The organism is Saonia sp. (assembly GCF_056326165.1).
On record NZ_JBWFBN010000016.1, the window covers coordinates 1 to 18,046 of the forward strand.

12 protein-coding genes, 1 tRNA gene and 1 pseudogene are annotated in these 18,046 nt (G+C 36.2%); 3 read left to right on the forward strand and 11 right to left on the reverse strand.

Annotated features, from left to right (window positions below; genetic code table 11):
* The 3 genes and pseudogenes from AC000W_RS12995 to AC000W_RS13005 all read right to left on the reverse strand — a co-directional run.
* A pseudogene (locus AC000W_RS12995) lies at nt 1–356 on the reverse strand (NrfD/PsrC family molybdoenzyme membrane anchor subunit); the annotation flags it as partial.
* Between the two features lie 34 nt (nt 357–390).
* Nucleotides 391–3,501, reverse strand: a complete 3,111-nt coding sequence (locus AC000W_RS13000; protein ID WP_474748895.1) for a TAT-variant-translocated molybdopterin oxidoreductase — start codon at nt 3,499–3,501, stop codon at nt 391–393.
* Nucleotides 3,502–3,536: 35 nt separating this feature from the next.
* A complete protein-coding gene (locus tag AC000W_RS13005) occupies nt 3,537–4,871 on the reverse strand; it encodes a c-type cytochrome (protein WP_474748896.1) in 1,335 nt (444 codons plus the stop codon).
* A gap of 232 nt (nt 4,872–5,103) precedes the next feature.
* On the opposite strand from AC000W_RS13005, the gene AC000W_RS13010 reads away from it, so the two are divergent.
* Entirely contained in the window at nt 5,104–5,475 is a 372-nt protein-coding gene (locus AC000W_RS13010) for an SPOR domain-containing protein (RefSeq protein WP_474748898.1), read from the forward strand.
* A gap of 42 nt (nt 5,476–5,517) precedes the next feature.
* On the opposite strand, the gene infB is transcribed toward AC000W_RS13010, so the two are convergent.
* Genes infB through rimP form a run of 3 tightly spaced genes read right to left on the reverse strand, consistent with a single transcriptional unit; the run spans nt 5,518 to nt 9,983 of the window.
* A complete protein-coding gene (infB, locus tag AC000W_RS13015; protein ID WP_474748900.1) occupies nt 5,518–8,232 on the reverse strand; it encodes a translation initiation factor IF-2 in 2,715 nt (904 codons plus the stop codon).
* Between the two features lie 43 nt (nt 8,233–8,275).
* Complete coding sequence (nusA, locus tag AC000W_RS13020) at nt 8,276–9,508, reverse strand: transcription termination factor NusA (protein WP_474748902.1); 1,233 nt, start codon at nt 9,506–9,508, stop codon at nt 8,276–8,278.
* A 13-nt stretch (nt 9,509–9,521) separates the two neighbouring features.
* The gene (gene rimP / locus AC000W_RS13025; RefSeq protein WP_474748903.1) at nt 9,522–9,983 is read right to left on the reverse strand and encodes a ribosome assembly cofactor RimP; all 462 of its coding nucleotides are present in this window, start codon (nt 9,981–9,983) and stop codon (nt 9,522–9,524) included.
* Between the two features lie 196 nt (nt 9,984–10,179).
* Between rimP and AC000W_RS13030 the strand changes: the two genes are divergently transcribed.
* Nucleotides 10,180–11,442 (forward strand): cation:proton antiporter domain-containing protein, encoded by a 1,263-nt coding sequence (locus AC000W_RS13030; protein WP_474748905.1) that lies wholly within the window; start codon nt 10,180–10,182, stop codon nt 11,440–11,442.
* A 5-nt stretch (nt 11,443–11,447) separates the two neighbouring features.
* On the opposite strand, the gene AC000W_RS13035 is transcribed toward AC000W_RS13030, so the two are convergent.
* Nucleotides 11,448–11,780, reverse strand: a complete 333-nt coding sequence (locus AC000W_RS13035) for a hypothetical protein (RefSeq protein WP_474748907.1) — start codon at nt 11,778–11,780, stop codon at nt 11,448–11,450.
* Nucleotides 11,781–12,031: 251 nt separating this feature from the next.
* Nucleotides 12,032–12,103, reverse strand: a tRNA-Gln gene (locus AC000W_RS13040).
* A gap of 167 nt (nt 12,104–12,270) precedes the next feature.
* Here AC000W_RS13040 and AC000W_RS13045 point away from each other — a divergent pair.
* Nucleotides 12,271–15,615, forward strand: a complete 3,345-nt coding sequence (locus AC000W_RS13045; RefSeq protein ID WP_474748908.1) for a glycosyltransferase family 117 protein — start codon at nt 12,271–12,273, stop codon at nt 15,613–15,615.
* Between the two features lie 34 nt (nt 15,616–15,649).
* Here the strand turns inward: AC000W_RS13045 and AC000W_RS13050 are convergent, their stop codons facing one another.
* From AC000W_RS13050 to AC000W_RS13060, 3 genes are all read right to left on the reverse strand, one after another.
* Complete coding sequence (locus AC000W_RS13050) at nt 15,650–15,946, reverse strand: thioredoxin family protein (RefSeq protein ID WP_474748910.1); 297 nt, start codon at nt 15,944–15,946, stop codon at nt 15,650–15,652.
* A 91-nt stretch (nt 15,947–16,037) separates the two neighbouring features.
* Nucleotides 16,038–17,264: a metallophosphoesterase gene (locus AC000W_RS13055; protein ID WP_474748912.1), complete on the reverse strand. Its 1,227-nt coding sequence runs from the start codon at nt 17,262–17,264 to the stop codon at nt 16,038–16,040.
* Between the two features lie 56 nt (nt 17,265–17,320).
* Nucleotides 17,321–18,043 carry a copper homeostasis protein CutC gene (locus AC000W_RS13060; RefSeq protein ID WP_474748914.1) on the reverse strand — a complete coding sequence of 241 codons (723 nt, stop codon included), beginning with the start codon at nt 18,041–18,043 and terminating at the stop codon, nt 17,321–17,323.
* Nucleotides 18,044–18,046 lie beyond the last annotated feature (3 nt).

The window sequence follows — 18,046 nt, forward strand, 5'->3', positions numbered from 1 at the left end:
GTCATTGCTTCTGCAGAACGGTTAATTGCCATTCTCCATTTTTGTCTAAACAATAACAATACGGCAGAAATCAATGTACCAGCATGACCAATACCTACCCACCATACAAAGTTGGTAATATCCCAGGCCCAGCCAACAGTTTTGTTCAATCCCCAAGTACCAATACCTGTAGAAATAGTATATAAGATACAACCAACACCCCAAAGGAATGCCAGCATAGCAATAGAGAATACAATCCACCAATGCTTATTGGCTCTTCCCTCTACCGGAGCTGCAATATCAACGCTTACATCATGGTAGCCTTTATCTCCAAGTACTAAGGGTTTTCGTATAGGTGCTTCGTAATGCGACGCCATAATTTATATTAAAGTTACTTGCTTTATTTTTTTGTTATGCTTCGTTTGTATTTCTCACTTTTACATGATAGAATACATTAGGTTTAGTGCCTACATGCTCCAATAAATGGTACATGCGGTCACTTTCCTTTAACTCTGCAATTTTACTTTCTTTGTCATTTACATCTCCAAATGCCATAGCTCCAGAGCTACAAGCAGCAGAACATGCAGTATGGAATTCACCATCCTTAATCTCTCTACCATCTCTCTTGGCATCCAAAATTGTTTTCTGTGTCATTTGTATACACATAGAACATTTTTCCATAACACCACGAGACCTAACATTCACATCTGGGTTGATAACCATTTTACCCAAATCGTTGTTCATGTTATAATCAAACTCATCATTGTTATTATATAAGAACCAGTTGAAGCGTCTTACTTTATAAGGACAGTTATTAGCACAATATCTTGTTCCCACACATCTATTATATGCCATATGGTTCTGCCCTTGTCGGCTATGTGATGTTGCAGCAACAGGACAAACAGTCTCACAAGGAGCATGGTTACAATGCTGACACATTACAGGCTGAAAAGCTACTTGTGGATTTTCAGATGGGTTTTCCAATTGACCAAAGCCATCTAAACTTCCATTATCACCCCAAAGACCATCTAAGCCTTCTTTTTTAGTATCATCCTCTTCAAAAGTTTCTTCAGAAGAATAATATCTATCAATACGCAACCAGTGCATATCTCTAGATTTACGAACTTCTTCCTTACCAACTACAGGAACATTGTTCTCTGCATGACATGCAATAACACAAGCACCACAACCAGTACAAGCATTTAAATCAATAGATAAATTAAAATGATGTCCTACAGAACGATCAAAACTATCCCAAAGATCAACTTCCGTTGCAGGTACCTCATTATGATTTAATGAAACTTGTGGAACAGGATTCCACTCAGCATGGTTTTTAGTATTGAATATCTCTAAGGATGTTTCCTTAATGATATCCCCTCTACCCATTAATGTCTTATGCAATTGAACACATGCAAACTCATGCATTCCAGCAGACTTTTCAATTGTAACAGATTGTATATTTGAGCATCCTTGGTATAAAACAAAAGCATTTACACCTGTCTGCATTTCTTCTTTCATCCCCACTTTCTTTCCATAACCGAAAGAAAGCCCTAAAGAACCTTTTGCCTGACCAGGCTGAATAATTACCGGAACATTATCTAGAGCAACTCCATTCACAGTTAATTTAGCATAACTACCATCCAAACCACCATTGGCAACATTCTCATTTACCAAACCTAGTTCTTCAGCATCAGCTTTAGAAACAGTCACATAGTTATCCCAAGAAACTCGTGTGATTGGATCAGGAAACTCCTGCAACCATGGATTGCTAGCTTGCAGACCATCTCCCATGCCCACTTTAGAATACAAGGCAAGTTCCATTCCAGAGCCCTTTGCTCCAGCCAAGCTACGAACCGCAGATGCTATTGGGGCAATTACAGCAGTTACTTCTTCTTCAACCACTACTGTTTCTGCAACTTCTTCTACCGGAGCCATTGGAGCAACAAAAGCACCATCTTGCAATGCCTTGTTCCACTCACCTCCATTTAAAATAGAAGTATTCCAATTTTCTTTTATATAATCGTAATAGCTTCTATCACTACCCATCCACTGCAATAGTGCAGTTTGGAACTGTTTTGTATCAAATAACTCCTTAATAGCAGGTTGCGCTAAACTATAATGTCCTTTTTTAACTTGAGCATCTCCCCATGATTCTAAATAGTGCGATGCAGCAGCTACATACTGGGAAACTTCTGTTGTTTCATTCTTATTTGATGAAAAAGTAACAGACAAATCAACTTTTTTGATTGCTTCCGCAAAATCGGCGGCATTTGGCAATGAATACATTGGGTTTACGCCATCCATAATTAAAGCACCAACCTTACCTGCTTTCATATCTGCAATAAGCGCATTGACAGCTTTAATATTTCCTTGTCTTACATATTTTGGTGAACCAGCATCAAATGCTTTACTGCCTAACATTTCGTTAATTGCTAAAACAACAGCTTGAGCATTTTCGTCATCCAATCCAGTAACAACAACAGCTCCAGGTCCAGCTTTTCCTATTTCCTTCGCAATACCATCAAGAGCTTTATCTAGACTCTCTGAAATATCTCCAGCAACATTGCTTCCGTTTAACTTTCCATACAATTTGGCTAAAGCCACTTTTTGTTGAGATGGAGTTAGTGGAATTCTTTTATCCGCATTGGCTCCTGTAAGAGACATATTAGCTTCTATTTGAATATGCCTAGACATTTTTCCATGATGTGGAACACGTCCTTTTGCATAGCCACTGTCATAACCTCCACCTTGCCAATCTCCCAAGAAATCTGCAGCAAAAGAAACTATTAAGTCAGCCTTCTCAAAATCATAATCGGCCAAAGCTCTTTCTCCATATTTAGCTTCAAAAGTATTTAAAGCCGCATCCTCAGAAATTGCATCATAAGTAACATGATTTACACTCCCATTAGTCTCAGAAAATTCCGAAATCAATTTGGCTGTAGATGGACTAGCATATGTTTGTGTTAACAAAGCAACTTGCTTTCCAGAGTCTTTCAGCCCTGCCAACTTTGCTTTAACAGTAGCATCTAAAACTTTCCACTCAATAGATTCACCATTAGCAGTAGGTCCTTGTAAACGCGTACTATCATATAAAGATAAAACTGATGCCTGAACACGTGCATTAGCACTACCCATAACTTTAGCATCCGTATTATTTTCAATTTTTATTGGTCTCCCCTCTCTTGTCTTTACCAAAATACTGGCAAAATCAAAACCATTGGCAATTGTCGTTGCATAATAATTAGCAACACCAGGAATTATACTCTCTGGTTGCACTACATAAGGAATGGCTTTAACCACTGGCCCCTCACAAGCAGCCATAGTAGCTGCCGCAGTACTAAACCCTACATACTTTAAGAAATCTCTTCTATTTGTAGTTGTTGATGCAAGTGTCTCTTTATCACCCAAAAATTCATCAACAGGAATCTCCTGCACAAATTCATTCTGTCTTAGCGTCTCAACAATGGAATCGTTGGGATTTAACTCCGCTTCGCTTTTCCAATATTTTTTGTTTGATGCCATACGATATATCTGAAATTAGCTCCTTTTAGTTTATATTAATAGTGACACTTTCCACATTCCAAGCCACCCATTTGTGCCGCTGTCAATTGCTCCACGCCATATTTCTTAGAAAGTTCAGCATGTATTTTCTCATAATACTCATTCCCCTCCACTTTCACGTTGGTTTCTCTATGACAATTAACACACCAACCCATTGTTAATGGCGAATATTGCTCAACAACATCCATTTCTTCCACTGGACCATGACATGTTTGACATTCTATCCCCGCAACAGAAACGTGCTGAGAGTGGTTGAAATAAGCAAAATCTGGCAAATTATGAACCCTTACCCATTCCACGGCTTTTGTTTCACCAGAATATTTTTGATTTTCCTCATCCCAGCCAACAGCTGCGTATAACTTTTTGATTTCACCTGTATAAAAGTCATTGGTATACCCATTTGCCAAATCATCTTTAGTAGGTCCCTCAGGATTACCTTGATATTGGTAGATAGATTTATGACAATTCATACATACATTCAAGGCTGGTATACCAGAAGTTTTGGAAACTCTAGCTGAAGAGTGACAATATTTACATTCAATCTTATTATCCCCAGCATGTACTTTATGTGAAAAATGAATAGGCTGCACAGGAGCATATCCTTGATCCACTCCTACTTGCATCATCCATCCATAAGCAAAATATGCACTTCCCAATAAAAGAAGTATTGAAGTAACAAGAACTAAAAATTGATTTTTTGCAAAAGCTTTCCAAATAGGTAAACTTTTTCCTTTTTCCTTTTCTAAATCAACACCATTGGCAGAAGCAATCCTTTTTAAGGTTTTGTTTACCAAAAAGAGCATCAATACCAAAAGTCCAAAAATAAGAGCCAAAGCTCCTAAAATCAATTCATTTGATATTCCAGAAGATTTAGCATCGGTTGATTCCCCAGCAACTCCTGAAGCTGCAGCTACTGGTGTAGCTGGTTCAGCAGCAGTGTAAGCTAAAATATCATCAATATCCGTATTAGAAAGCGTAGGAAAAGGCGTCATAGCCGCCTGACTATACTCATCGTATATTTTATTTGCGTAAGCATCTCCCGATTTTATTAAACTGGGACTGTTTTTAACCCATGCATATAACCATTCACGGTCCAATCCTTCATCATCAGACAAACGAGTTTCCACATTTCTCAAAGCTGGCCCAGTCATCTTACGATCTAAAGAGTGACAAGCAGCACAGTTTTGATTGAATAATTGTTTTCCTTTGGCCGGGTCTCCATCAGAAGGAGCATCTTGCGCAAAAAGAGAGGCTGAAAAGAGTAGTAGAAATGCTACTATGTTGATACCTAAATTTTTAGAAATTTGATTGCGGTACGGAACCTTTTTCATATTAAAAATATTTCTATCGAAATCTTGGCACGATATTTTGTGTTATACAGATACAAGCACATTTATCGTCGTTAAAATTGACGACAAAAATACGACATAGACTTTATTTGGGAAATGTTAAGGGATTGATAATTTATAATTTATAATAATTCTAAATAGAATTGAATTCTTTGGGTTGAAAATTAAAAAATTACATTTGTAGCACCCATATTTTTAAACATAAACAAGTACAATGAAAATACATATTAATTTGCTCACTATTATCTGCTTTGCATCCTTTGGCATTGCACAAGAAGGTGTTGTCACCATTGAGCAAGATGAAAAAATAGACAAATTACTGGACATCTATAAATCTGTGAATGAAAGCTCGGAACTATATAGAATACAAGTGTTTTTTGGCTCATATAACAGAGCTCAAGAAATAAAATCTGATGTTGAAATAGACTTTCCTGGATGGTATTCTAAAATAGATTTTGAATCCCCTAGTTATAGAGTACGAGTAGGGCGTTTTTCTACTAAATTAGAAGCAGAACGCAGACTTATTGAGGTGAGGAAAAAGTATCCCAGCGCCATGTTGTTAAAACCAGAAAAAACGGCCATGTAGGTCGTTTTTTTCTTTTATATCTGTATGATTTTTATTTGAGGTTTATAGCTTTTTCTTTACAGCTACCTCTTGGAAGGACTCAACAATATCTCCTTCTTTTATATCATTATAGTTCTTAATTTGCAATCCACAATCATACCCTTTTGCAACATCTTTAACATCATCCTTAAATCGTTTTAAAGAAGCCAGCTCTCCTGTATATATTACCACTCCGTCACGAATAAGACGAATACTTGTATTCCTATATATTTTACCACTGGTCACCATACAACCTGCGATGGTTCCCACTTTAGAAATCTTAAAGGTTTCTCTTATTTCTGCATTACCTGTAATTTCTTCCTTCATTTCTGGAGAAAGCATTCCTTCCATAGCATCCTTCAGCTCATTGATAGCATCATAAATAATAGAATACATTCTGATGTCAATTTCTTCCTTATCTGCAATATCTCTTGCATTGCCCATTGGTCTTACATTAAACCCAATGATAATTGCATCGGAAGCTGATGCCAATAACACATCAGACTCAGTAATCGCTCCAACACCTTTATGAATAATGTTTACCTGAATTTCTTCAGTTGATAATTTCTGGAACGAGTCTGTCAATGCCTCAACGGAACCGTCCACATCACCTTTTAGAATAACATTTAATTCTTTGAAATCTCCCAATGCGATACGACGACCAATCTCATCCAAAGTAATATGGCGTTGTGTACGTACAGATTGCTCACGTTGTAATTGACCTCTTTTAGCTGCTATTTGCTTGGCTTCCCTTTCATCTTCCAATACATTGAACCTGTCACCAGCTTGTGGCGCACCATCTAATCCTAAGATTGAAATTGGCGTTGCTGGGCCAGCCTTCTTAACAATTTTTCCACGTTCATCGTGCATGGCTTTTACTTTACCACTTGTGGTACCGGCCAATACATAATCACCTATTTCCAATGTTCCGGCCTGGACCAATATAGTGGACACATATCCTCTACCTTTATCTAAAAATGCTTCAACAACAGTACCTGTTGCCAATCGGTCCGGATTAGCTTTTAATTCAAGAAGTTCTGCTTCTAACAATACTTTCTCTAACAATTCTTTTACGCCTTCCCCAGTTTTTGCAGAAATATCATGAGATTGTATTTTACCTCCCCAATCTTCTACCAACAAATTCATTTGAGCAAGACCTTCCTTAATTTTATCAGGATTGGCTGTTGGCCTATCAATCTTATTAATTGCAAATACTATAGGAACACCTGCAGCTTGCGCATGACTAATTGCCTCTTTTGTTTGAGGCATTATGTCATCATCTGCAGCAATTACAATAATTGCTATATCTGTTACTTGGGCACCTCTTGCACGCATTGCCGTAAAGGCTTCGTGACCTGGAGTATCCAAAAATGTTATTTTTTGTCCGTCTTGCAACGTAACCCCATAAGCACCTATGTGCTGAGTAATGCCTCCACTTTCACCCGCAATCACGTTTTCCTCTCTAACATAATCCAGTAAAGATGTTTTACCATGATCCACATGCCCCATTACAGTAACAATTGGAGCTCTTGGTTTTAAATCTTCTGGAGCATCTTCCTCTTCAACAATTGACTCCTCAATATCGGCAGTCACAAACTCTACTTCATATCCAAATTCTTCAGCAACGATAGATAATGTTTCAGCATCAAGACGCTGGTTCATGGTTACCATGATTCCCAAAGACATACATGCAGAAATAATCTGAGTGGAAGAAACTTCCATCATTGTTGCTACTTCATTTACAGTAACAAACTCCGTTACCTTAAGAATTTTACTTTCTAATTCTTGTTGTTCTAAATCCTTCTCTGTTTGTTGCCTATGCTGATCTCTCTTATCTCTTCTATATTTGGCTCCTTTTCCTTTTTTGGACTTTCCTTGAAGTTTTTCCAAGGTTTCACGTACTTGCTTTTGCACATCTTCCTCTGAAGGCTCCACTTTTGGTGCCGATCCAAATCTTGGATTGTTGCCTTTTCTAGCTCCTGGTCCTTTGCCTCTTGCTCCAGCTCCGGTGCCACCTGTTTGTGGTCCTGTATTACTGACAATTCTTCTTCTTCTTTTTTTGCGATCGTTATTCGCATCTGCAGATTTTGGTTTATCCTTAGGTGTCTCCGCTTTTTTCTTGGGCTTCTCAAATTTGGCAAGGTCAATCTTATCACCCATTATTTTTGGGCCAGAAAGCTTCTTATATTGAGTTGTAAGTGTTTCTGCCTTTGGTTCCTCAGAATCTGGTTCTGCAGCTACTTCTTTTTTGAGCTCAACCTTCAGCTCTTCAACCTCCACCTTCATTTCAGCAGGAGCAATCTCTTTTTCAACAGCTTTCTCTTCTACTTTTTCTTCTTCTTTTACTTTCTTAACAGATGGTACTGTTTTTTTCGGCTCTAAGTCTATTTTACCAACAGTTTTAGGTCCAGAAAGTTCTGCTTTTGCTTTTACCACTTCTTCGGCAGCAGCTCTTCTTTCACGCGCAAGTCTTCTTTCCTCTTGCTCCTCTTCTAGCTTAATCCTTATGGCTTCCTTTTCTTTCCTTTTTTCCTCCCCAACTTCTTTGGACGCAACCTTCTTGCTCATGTCTGTTTGGAATTCATCCAACAACACTTGGTATACTTCATTAGAAATTTTGGTAGTAGGTCTAGCCTCAACATCATGCCCTTTAGATGAGAGGAAATCCACTGCCCTGTCCAATGAAATATTTAGTTCCCTAAGGACCTTATTAAGCCTTACCGTTGCGTTTTCTGCCATAAATATTTATTCCTATTCCAATAATTTGTTGCTAATATATAGCTTAATCTTCTAATTCTTCTTTTAGGATTCTAACAACTTCAACAATTGTTTCCTCTTCTAAATCAGTTCTTTTTACTAAATCATCCACATCTTGCTCCAAAACGCTACGAGCAGTATCCATTCCTATTTTCTTGAATTCTTCTATGATCCAAGCTTCTATTTCATCAGAGAATTCTGTTAATTCCACATCTTCCTCAACTCCTTCTCTAAATACATCAATCTCATAACCAGTTAATTGACCCGCCAATCTAATGTTATGACCCCCTCTACCAATAGCTTTGGAAACCTCTTCTGGCTTTAAATAAACTTGGGCAGTCATTTTTTCATCATTCAATTTCACTGATGAAACTCTTGCTGGGCTCAATGCTCTTGTAACCAATAATTGTGGGTTATTGGTCCAGTTAATAACATCAATATTTTCATTCCCTAATTCCCTAACAATACCATGAATCCTAGAACCTTTCATACCCACACAGGCTCCTACAGGGTCAATTCTGTCATCATAAGAATCAACAGCAACCTTTGCCTTCTCTCCAGGGATACGTACTGCTTTTTTAATAGAAATCAATCCATCGAAAACTTCTGGAATTTCTTGGAAGAACAATTGCTCCAAGAACAATGGAGAGGTTCTGGACATAATTATTGAAGGTTTGTTCCCCTTTAATTCCACACTCTCTATAATACCACGAACGTTATCCCCTTTTCTAAAAAAATCCGCTGGGATTTGTTTATCCTTTGGCAAGATGATCTCATTTCCTTCATCATCCAATAAAATAATTGCTTTATGTCTAATATGATGAACTTCAGCCGTATAAATCTCACCTTCCAAGTCCTTAAATTGCTTGTAGATGGTTGTATTATCATGCTCATGAATTTTAGAAATAAGATTTTGACGCAATGCCAAAATGGCCCTTCTTCCTAAATCAATTAATTTTACTTCTTCTGAAACATCTTCACCAACTTCAAAATCTGGCTCAATTTTACGAGCTTCCGTAAGTGATATTTCTTCATTAGGATCTTCTACCTCGTCATCTTCTACAACAATTCTGTTTCTCCATATTTCCAAATCCCCTTTATCTGGGTTAATAATGATATCAAAGTTATCATCAGAACCAAATTTCTTTTTTAGCGCATTTCTAAAAACATCTTCCAAAATCGCCATTAGCGTTACCCTATCTATGAACTTATCGTCCTTAAACTCGGAGAAAGACTCGATCAATGCAATATTTTCCATTTTTGACCTACAATTAAAATTTTAATACAACTTTTGCTTCTTCAATATCAGAAATGGCAATTTCTTGTTTTTTCTGAACTGTTATTTTTCCTTTGCCTACTGGCTTTGGCTCCCTAGATTTCCACTCCAATGTAATGGTATCTTCGTTTGCTCCGGTTAAATTTCCTTCCAAACTCTTACCGTTTAATTTTATCTCTAATTTTCTACCAATATTCTTTTTGTACTGTCTTGGCAATATGATGGGCGATGTTGCACCAGCTGATGCTACTTCCAAAGAAAAATCTTCCTCTTCCCTGTCCAAATTATGTTCAATGGCCCTACTAACATTCATACAATCCTGTAAGGACACCCCATTATCTCCATCCAAAATCACCTTTATTTTATTATCCAAAGACATGGAAAAATCAATTAAAAAAATTGATTCATTTTCTGCCAAAGCTGTGTTTAACAGTTCCGTTACTTTGTCTTTTAACATGACCTTCAATTTATTGAAAATATTTCTAAAACTAAAGTTTTACTAATAAAAGAGGGGACAAAATGTCCCCTCATGAATACTATTATATCCTTTCAGTGGTGCAAAGATACAACTTTTATTTTTTTTGACAACAAAGGATTCTACCATTTAAGATATGGGGATTTAATTGTATTTTGGAGTTCTAAATAACCTAAGTATGGAAATCCTATCATCATATAATGTTATAATTGCTGCCTCAGTTATTATTGTCCTTTCTTTTTGGTTCAATGGAATTTCCAAGAAAACGAACATTCCCTCAGTACTTATGCTCATAGTTTTGGGTGTAATACTACAATATGTTCTTAAATATTTTGTGCCAACCATGCCAGATTTGGACGGTGCTTTGGAGGTTTTAGGAATTGTTGGGTTAATAATGATTGTTTTGGAAGCCGCATTGGAATTAGAACTTAAACGAGAAAAGTTGGTTCCCATTCTAAAATCTATGGCCATTGCATTGATAGGGTTGGTGGCATCGGCATGGGTAGCTGCCCTTATTTTACATCAATTTATCCCAAATATGTCTATGCAATCGGCTTGGTTGTATGCAACACCTTTATCTATACTATCTAGTGCCATAATTATTCCAAGTGTTTCTGGCCTAAAAGATTCAAAAAAGGAGTTTCATATATATGAAAGTACGTTTTCTGACATTTTGGGCATTATGATGTTCTATTTTTTAACTTCTAGATTAGAACCTACAGAAGGTTCTGGCGTTGTAGGTTTTGCTGGCAGCACAGTACTCACTATTGTTATTGCATTAATTGCTAGTTATGCTATTATTCTAGTGTTTCAAAAAATAAAAAGTCAGGCAAAACAATTTTTATTGATTGCCGTATTGTTATTGCTTTATGCCATTGGAAAGAAAATGCACTTATCATCTCTCATTATTATTCTTATTTTTGGTTTGGTGATTGCTAATGTAAAGTTGTTCTTTCCTGGCAAAATGAAAGTTTTTTTAGAGCATGATAAAATAAACCAAATTTATCATGAGCTACATATAATCACCTTGGAAACTGCTTTTGTGGTCCGCACTTTTTTCTTTGTCATTTTTGGAATCACCATAGCTATAACATCCCTTTTTAGCTTTAGTGTTGCATTGGTAAGTTTATTGATTATAGCATCCATATACGCCATACGTTTTGTATTACTTCGCACTTTTTTTGGGAAGGACATTCTTCCACAACTTTTTATAGCGCCTAGGGGTCTTATTACTGTATTATTATTCTATGCTATACCAAAAGAAGCAGAAGTAGCGACCTTTGAATCTGGCATCTTACTATTTGTAATTATTGCCACTAGTTTAATTATGACCTGGGCCATGATTAAGGATAAAAAGAAAATAGGCACAATGATGGATGAGCTAGATGAGGAATATGAAGCTCGGGAAGATGCTTATGATGAGGAAACCTCAGAAGAATAGCTATATTATTTATCTGAAACAGAAAAACCACCTTCCATTTGAATTTTTTGCTCTTGACTTTTCAACTCAGTAAGGCTATCCACTTCTTTTCTATACCTTAATATCATTAATGAATCCAATTGCCCATATATACTATCCCTCATAGCTCTCCAGTTTCTAGAATTCATTCTTTTATTATATTGGGTGATTTTATCAAAACGTTCTAAATTAAACCTATTGGCTGTCCAGGCATGCTCAGTACTTTTTCTGTGCTGTAAATCCTGCAGATAAATACCTACACAAAAACCAACAACTACAAGAAGTAGGATAATCTTAAGATTCTTAGTGGTTAAATTCATGACAAATAACTTTAATTAGAGTGGGGTGATATTTAGAATGATGGAGCACAATTTATTCATCAATCCATTCACAATATACAAAACATCAGATTTATATTACAAAAATGTGCGATAAACAGAATTTTTTATAGTTTAAGTAACCTATTCTCTATTTTTTAGGCTCTTAAGGGTATTTTATACGAGCCAGACACAACCTTTTTAAAAACAAAAATCCCAACACCAAAAGATGTCGGGATTTGTTTAAAATTTTGTTGGCCCACAAGGACTCGAACCTTGAATGACGGTACCAAAAACCGGAGTGTTGCCAATTACACCATGGGCCAATCTCTCTAAAAGAGGTGCAAATTTAAAACAAAGTTTTGTTTGGGCAAATATTTTAAGACAATGATTTAAAAATATAGGTAACTTACATGTTAAAGGTTTATCAAAATTCTACATGCATATCTATTTTAATTAGTAAATTCGCCCATAGTACCAACAACTGCATTGCATGTTTTCAAAAAACTTCAAGAAATGGGACACCATCTTAGGATGGGTCGTTTTTTTTATAGCCCTTATCACATATGTTATAACTGTAGAGCCCACAGGTAGTTTTTGGGATGCTGGTGAGTATATTGCCACCTCTGCAAAATTGCAAGTAGGCCACCCTCCAGGAGCACCTCTATTACAAATGATAGGTGCCTTTTTTGCCATGTTTGCCTTGGAACCAAGCCAAGTGGCTTTTATGGTAAATTTCTTGTCTGGAGTATCCAGTGCCTTTACCATTCTCTTTATGTTTTGGACCATTACTAATCTCACAAGAAAATTGTTGTCCAAAGATGAAAAAATCACAAACAGCAAGGCAATTGCAATTTTAGGAAGTGGTCTTGTTGGCGCACTAGCATTTACATATTCTGATAGTTTTTGGTTTAATGCCGTAGAAACGGAAGTGTATGCCATGGCTAGCTTTATTATGTCTTTGCTTTTATGGCTGGGTCTAAAATGGACGGATAATTTGGACGACCCTAGAGGAAATCGTTGGCTGGTACTTATTTCTTTTGTGGTTGGATTAACGTTTGGAATTCAGTTTATGGGCTTTTTGGCTATCCCCACAATAGGTCTTTTGTTCTATTTTAAAAAATACAAAACCACAACCATAAAAAACTTTCTCATTGCCAATATAGCAGTAGTAGCAGTGCTAATGTTGGTTTATAAATTCTCTTTGACCTATGTTTTGAAACTCTTTAGTTGGAGTGAGGTGTTTTTCATTAATAGTATTGGACTACCATTTAATTCTGGCACCCTAATAATGGGTCTCATATTTATTGCCGCCTTTTATTTTGGATTGCGTTATACTAGAAAAAACGATTATAGAACAGCCAACACACTGGTGCTTTGTGTTATGTTCTTAATTTTTGGATTTTCATCGTGGATTATGCTTCCAATAAGAGCTAATGCTAATGTAGTCATCAACGAAAATGACCCATCAGATGCACGATCATTATTGGCATATTACAACAGGGAGCAATACCCTGGTGTAGACAGCCCTATTTACGGAACTTATTATTCAGACTTGTTTGCGCCTTCAGGTGACGAAGTGGACGATAAACCAAAATATGAAAAGGATGAAAAATTAGGAAAATATGTGATTGTTAATCATTATGAAAATGCCATTCCAGGTCCAAATGAAAAGCATAGGGGATTATTACCCAGAATGTGGAGCGACCAAAATGCAGAAAACTATATGACACATTTTGACCCTTTGGAATTTAAAATAAAATCTGAGTATTTAGGAAATTCTGAACTTAGGGGTGCCATAAAACAGTTCAAAGATGGCTATGCTAATGGTGAAATAGACTCAGAACAATACATTCGTTTTTTACATGAATTCAGTGATTATATAGAAGTTTTACCACCGACCGTTGGGCAAAATGTAAAATACATGTTCCAATTTCAATTTGGGTATATGTACTGGCGTTATTTTATGTGGAATTTTGTTGGAAAACAAAATGATGTTCAAGGCAGATATAATAATAATGGTAATTGGTTGAGTGGAATAAATTTTATTGATAATATTAGATTAGGAAGCCAAGACAATTTGCCTAGTGATATAAAAAATAACAAAGGAAGAAATACGTACTTCTTTTTGCCCCTTATTTTGGGAATTATAGGATTGGTTTTTCAAATTTCAAAAAACCCTAAACAGTTTTGGGCACTTTTTGTGTTTTTTATGTTCACTGGTATCGCTATACAGTTTTATACCAATCCAGGGATTTTTCAACCTAGAGAGCGAGATTATTCTTTAGTTGGGTCTTTCTACGTGTTTGCACTGTGGATAGGGATTGGGGTTTATGGCCTATTTGATGAATTTAGAAAGCTACTCTCTCCAAAAATATTGGCTCCAATTGTAGTTGTCATTTGCCTTTTGGCTGTACCAACCGTAATGGCATATCAAAATTGGGACGATCATGACCGATCTAACCGTTTTACAGCCAATTCAACTGCCAAAGCCTATCTGGATTCATGCGAAGAAAATGCTGGGGCCATACTTTTTACAATTGGTGATAATGATACCTTTCCACTTTGGTACGCACAAGAAATTGAAGGTCATAGAACGGATGTTAGAATTGTAAACACAAGTCTTTTTGCTACAGATTGGTATATAGACCAAATGAAGAGTAAAGCTTATGAAAGCGACCCTATTCCTTCACAGCTTACACATAATTTATATACATATGGGTCAAGAGATGCCATATACCATCAAGGAATCACGGATAGCAGATGGGACATTAAAGATTTTATGAATTGGGTAGGTAGTGACAAACCGCAAACTAAATTCAAACATATTTTACAACAAAGAGGCGCCGATTTAAACGAGTATCCAATTAGCAATCAGGATATTGTGTATTATCCCACCAATAAAATTCGCATCCCAGTGAATAAGAAAAATGTTTTGGAAAGTGGTTTGGTCAAAGAAAAAGATTCTGCATCCATAGTTGATTTTATAGATATTGACTTACCAAGTGCTTTACCAAAAAATCGAATTTTAATGTTGGACCTTATTGCCAACAATGATTGGAAACGTCCTATTTATTTTTCGGGTGGTAGTTTTGATACTGCCGAATATATATGGATGAAGGATTATTTGCAGTTAGATGGTTTAGTGTACAAATTGGTTCCTATAAAAACCAAAAATCAAAGCTCTTTTGAAATGGGAAGAATTGATAGTGACCTCATGTACGATATTGTAAAAAAATGGGATTGGGGTAATTCTGGAAGGGCAGATATTTATCATGACCCACAGACAAGAAGCCAAGGGTTATCATTTAGGAGTAATTTGGCTCGTTTGTCTGAAACCTTGATTAATGAAAACAAAATAGACAAAGCCAAAGAAGTAATAAACATGGCAATGGAAAATATGCCATTGGACTATTTTGGATTCTATGCATTTGTAGAGCCTTTTGTAGATGGCTATTATAAAGTAGGCGAAACATCCAAAGCAAGAGATTTGTTTGCTGGTCTAAAAACAAAATACCAAGAACGCCTAACCTATTATGCTGGCATGCCATTGGATGAGCAATATGACAATATTGATGATATTATTACCGATATGGAGGCCTATAGACGAAATATCGATATTTTAATCAGGAATAAGGATAGAGATTTTGCAGAAAAAGAAACCATCATTTTTAATGAATATATAGCAAAATTTAGTCATTTTTATGAAGGAAGTACCTTGGAAGAAGAATTATCACCTTCACCTATAGGTGACCCAGATATGCAAGATTCAATGGAAATAGATACCATTCCCAATAATGGTCAATTGGATAGTCTGTCTACACCTGTGGAACAATAACAAAAAAGGCGAGATTTAAATCTCGCCTTTTTTGTTAAATATATTCGTTTATAATCCCCAGCAACGTATTGGCATCCTGTTCGCCACTCTGTCGCCAGACCATTTCTCCTTTTTTATAAATCATTAGGGTTGGCAATCCTTTTACCCTTAAGGCTTGTGAAAGCTCCTTATTCTTGTCCACATCTATTTTAATTACTTTGCCTTTATCTCCCAAGGCAGCAGCAACATCCCTTAATACAGGATGCATAGAAGTGGATTGCTCGTTCCAATCGGCATAGAAGTCCAATAGTACAGGAACGCTTAAATCAATTAATTCGCCAAATTTTGACATATATGAATCATTGGGTTACAGGCCAAAAATACTAAAAAATGTTAAAAAACAACTGATACTGAAATTCCAACCACCAAGTATTACGTTAAATTCACGTTAAAGATTTCTTTTTTAATGTTATCACTGTGATTTCTGGCCAAATTCCTACCCTACCAGGGTAACCTAAAAACCCAAAACCACGGTTTACATTTATATACTGACCCATTTCCTCATATACCCCTGCCCAGTACTTATAACGCCACTTTACGGGGCTCCATTTTATCCAACCAGGTATTTCTATTCCAAACTGCATACCGTGGGTATGTCCGCTTAAGGTTAAATGATAATGGTAATCGTCGGAAATAACCTGATCTTCCCAATGGGACGGGTCATGGCTCAATAGTATTTTAAAATCTTCTTTGCCAATATTGGATTTTGCCTTTTGCAAATCTCCTGCTTTCTTGAATCCGCCACGGCCCCAATTTTCTACACCGATTAGAGCTAATTTATCATTACCCTTTTGTAAATACCTGCTTTCATTCAATAATAAATCAAAACCTATTTCTCCTTGAAGTTTTTTTAAATCCTTTAAATTTTGACTTTTTTCCTCTTCAGTATCCCAATCCACATAATCCCCATAATCATGGTTTCCCAAGATAGAGAACTTACCGTCTTTGGCTTCAAGCTTTGTGAAAAGAGATGCCCAAGGCGTCATTTCCTCTGCTTTGTTATTGACCATATCTCCTGTAAAAAAAAGAACATCACTTTTCTGCTCATTTATTAAATCTATAGCATAGCTAATTTTTTCCTCATTGTCAAAACTTCCACTATGTATATCAGAAATTTGGGTTATTTGATATCCATCAAACGCATCGGGTAAATCATCAAATTCTAAATTATATTTTAACACTTTGAAATTGTACTTGCCCCTATACATTCCATACAATAATGCACTAAAAGGAAGTGCAGCAACTCCAAGGGCTACCATACTAAGAAACTTCCTTCTAGATGGGATTGTAAACTCTGTATGCTTCCCCGAAATTCTGTAATATATGGCCGAAAAAAATCTAAAAATATCTTCTGAAAAAAGTAAAACGAGATTTATGGTCATAAAAGCCAGAATGGTTATTAAAAATCCAAAAGCATAACTTTTAGGCCTGCTAAGTACCCTACCTTCTGAACCAATGGTGAATTGATATATAAAATTGCATATGACTAACATAGCCACAATGACAAAAGCATAATGAATCCATTGTTGTTTGGTTACTGTTCTTAAAGCTTGGAGCGTATAAAAGGCAACCACCAAATAAATTAATATAAATATAATCCAACGCAACATATAATTCTTTTTTACAAATATATTTTATAAATAAGTGGTCTCTTCCCTGTTCACTTTTATTTAACTAAACTGCATACTTTTTTAATAGTGACTTCATTGGTCATAGCTGTTTTGTCATCAGAAATAAAAGAGTCGGAGTTCATAGAAATAATAGGCTTCTCCAACAATGTTTTGGTTAAACCCGTACCAGATAGGTGAACTGTTTTAAAACCATTTTGCTTAAATTCCATAACATTGGATTCATTAATTCCTCCTCCAGGTAATAGGACGCATGAGGTTGCTTTTTGTTTCAATGCCGACAAAAGATTGATTCCTTCAATAGCAGATTTCTTTTGTCCAGATGTTAAAATATAATCTACTCCTATTTGTTCCAATTGTTCCAAAGTTATAAAGGGTTCTTTCACCCAATCAAAAGCTCTATGAAATGTAAACTTCATTGAGCCAGCCAATTCCTTTAAAATTAATGTGCGTTCAAAATCCAATGTAAAGTCTTTGTGTAGTACTCCAGAAACTACTCCATTAACTCCCAGTTTTTTACAGAGGATAATATTCATTTTCATGATTTCAAATTCCAAATCAGAATAAGTAAAATCTCCACTTCTTGGTCTAATTAATACATGGATGGGAATTGCCAATTTCTCTTTTGTCATCTTCAACACCCCATAAGATGGGGTAATTCCACCAATGCCCAACTCGGAACAAAGTTCAACTCTATCTGCCCCGCCTTTTTGCGCATTTAGGGCAGATTCCAATGAATTGGCGCAAACTTCTACTAACATAAT

Coding starts and splice junctions, on each gene's coding strand:
- AC000W_RS13060 (WP_474748914.1), bottom strand. CDS start 18,043: ATGTTAGTAGAAGTTTGCGCCAATTCATTGGAATCTGCCCTAAATGCG.
- nusA (WP_474748902.1), bottom strand. CDS start 9,508: ATGGAAAATATTGCATTGATCGAGTCTTTCTCCGAGTTTAAGGACGAT.
- AC000W_RS13055 (WP_474748912.1), bottom strand. CDS start 17,264: ATGTTGCGTTGGATTATATTTATATTAATTTATTTGGTGGTTGCCTTT.
- AC000W_RS13030 (WP_474748905.1), top strand. CDS start 10,180: ATGGAAATCCTATCATCATATAATGTTATAATTGCTGCCTCAGTTATT.
- AC000W_RS13005 (WP_474748896.1), bottom strand. CDS start 4,871: ATGAAAAAGGTTCCGTACCGCAATCAAATTTCTAAAAATTTAGGTATC.
- AC000W_RS13010 (WP_474748898.1), top strand. CDS start 5,104: ATGAAAATACATATTAATTTGCTCACTATTATCTGCTTTGCATCCTTT.
- rimP (WP_474748903.1), bottom strand. CDS start 9,983: ATGTTAAAAGACAAAGTAACGGAACTGTTAAACACAGCTTTGGCAGAA.
- AC000W_RS13050 (WP_474748910.1), bottom strand. CDS start 15,946: ATGTCAAAATTTGGCGAATTAATTGATTTAAGCGTTCCTGTACTATTG.
- AC000W_RS13035 (WP_474748907.1), bottom strand. CDS start 11,780: ATGAATTTAACCACTAAGAATCTTAAGATTATCCTACTTCTTGTAGTT.
- infB (WP_474748900.1), bottom strand. CDS start 8,232: ATGGCAGAAAACGCAACGGTAAGGCTTAATAAGGTCCTTAGGGAACTA.
- AC000W_RS13045 (WP_474748908.1), top strand. CDS start 12,271: ATGTTTTCAAAAAACTTCAAGAAATGGGACACCATCTTAGGATGGGTC.
- AC000W_RS13000 (WP_474748895.1), bottom strand. CDS start 3,501: ATGGCATCAAACAAAAAATATTGGAAAAGCGAAGCGGAGTTAAATCCC.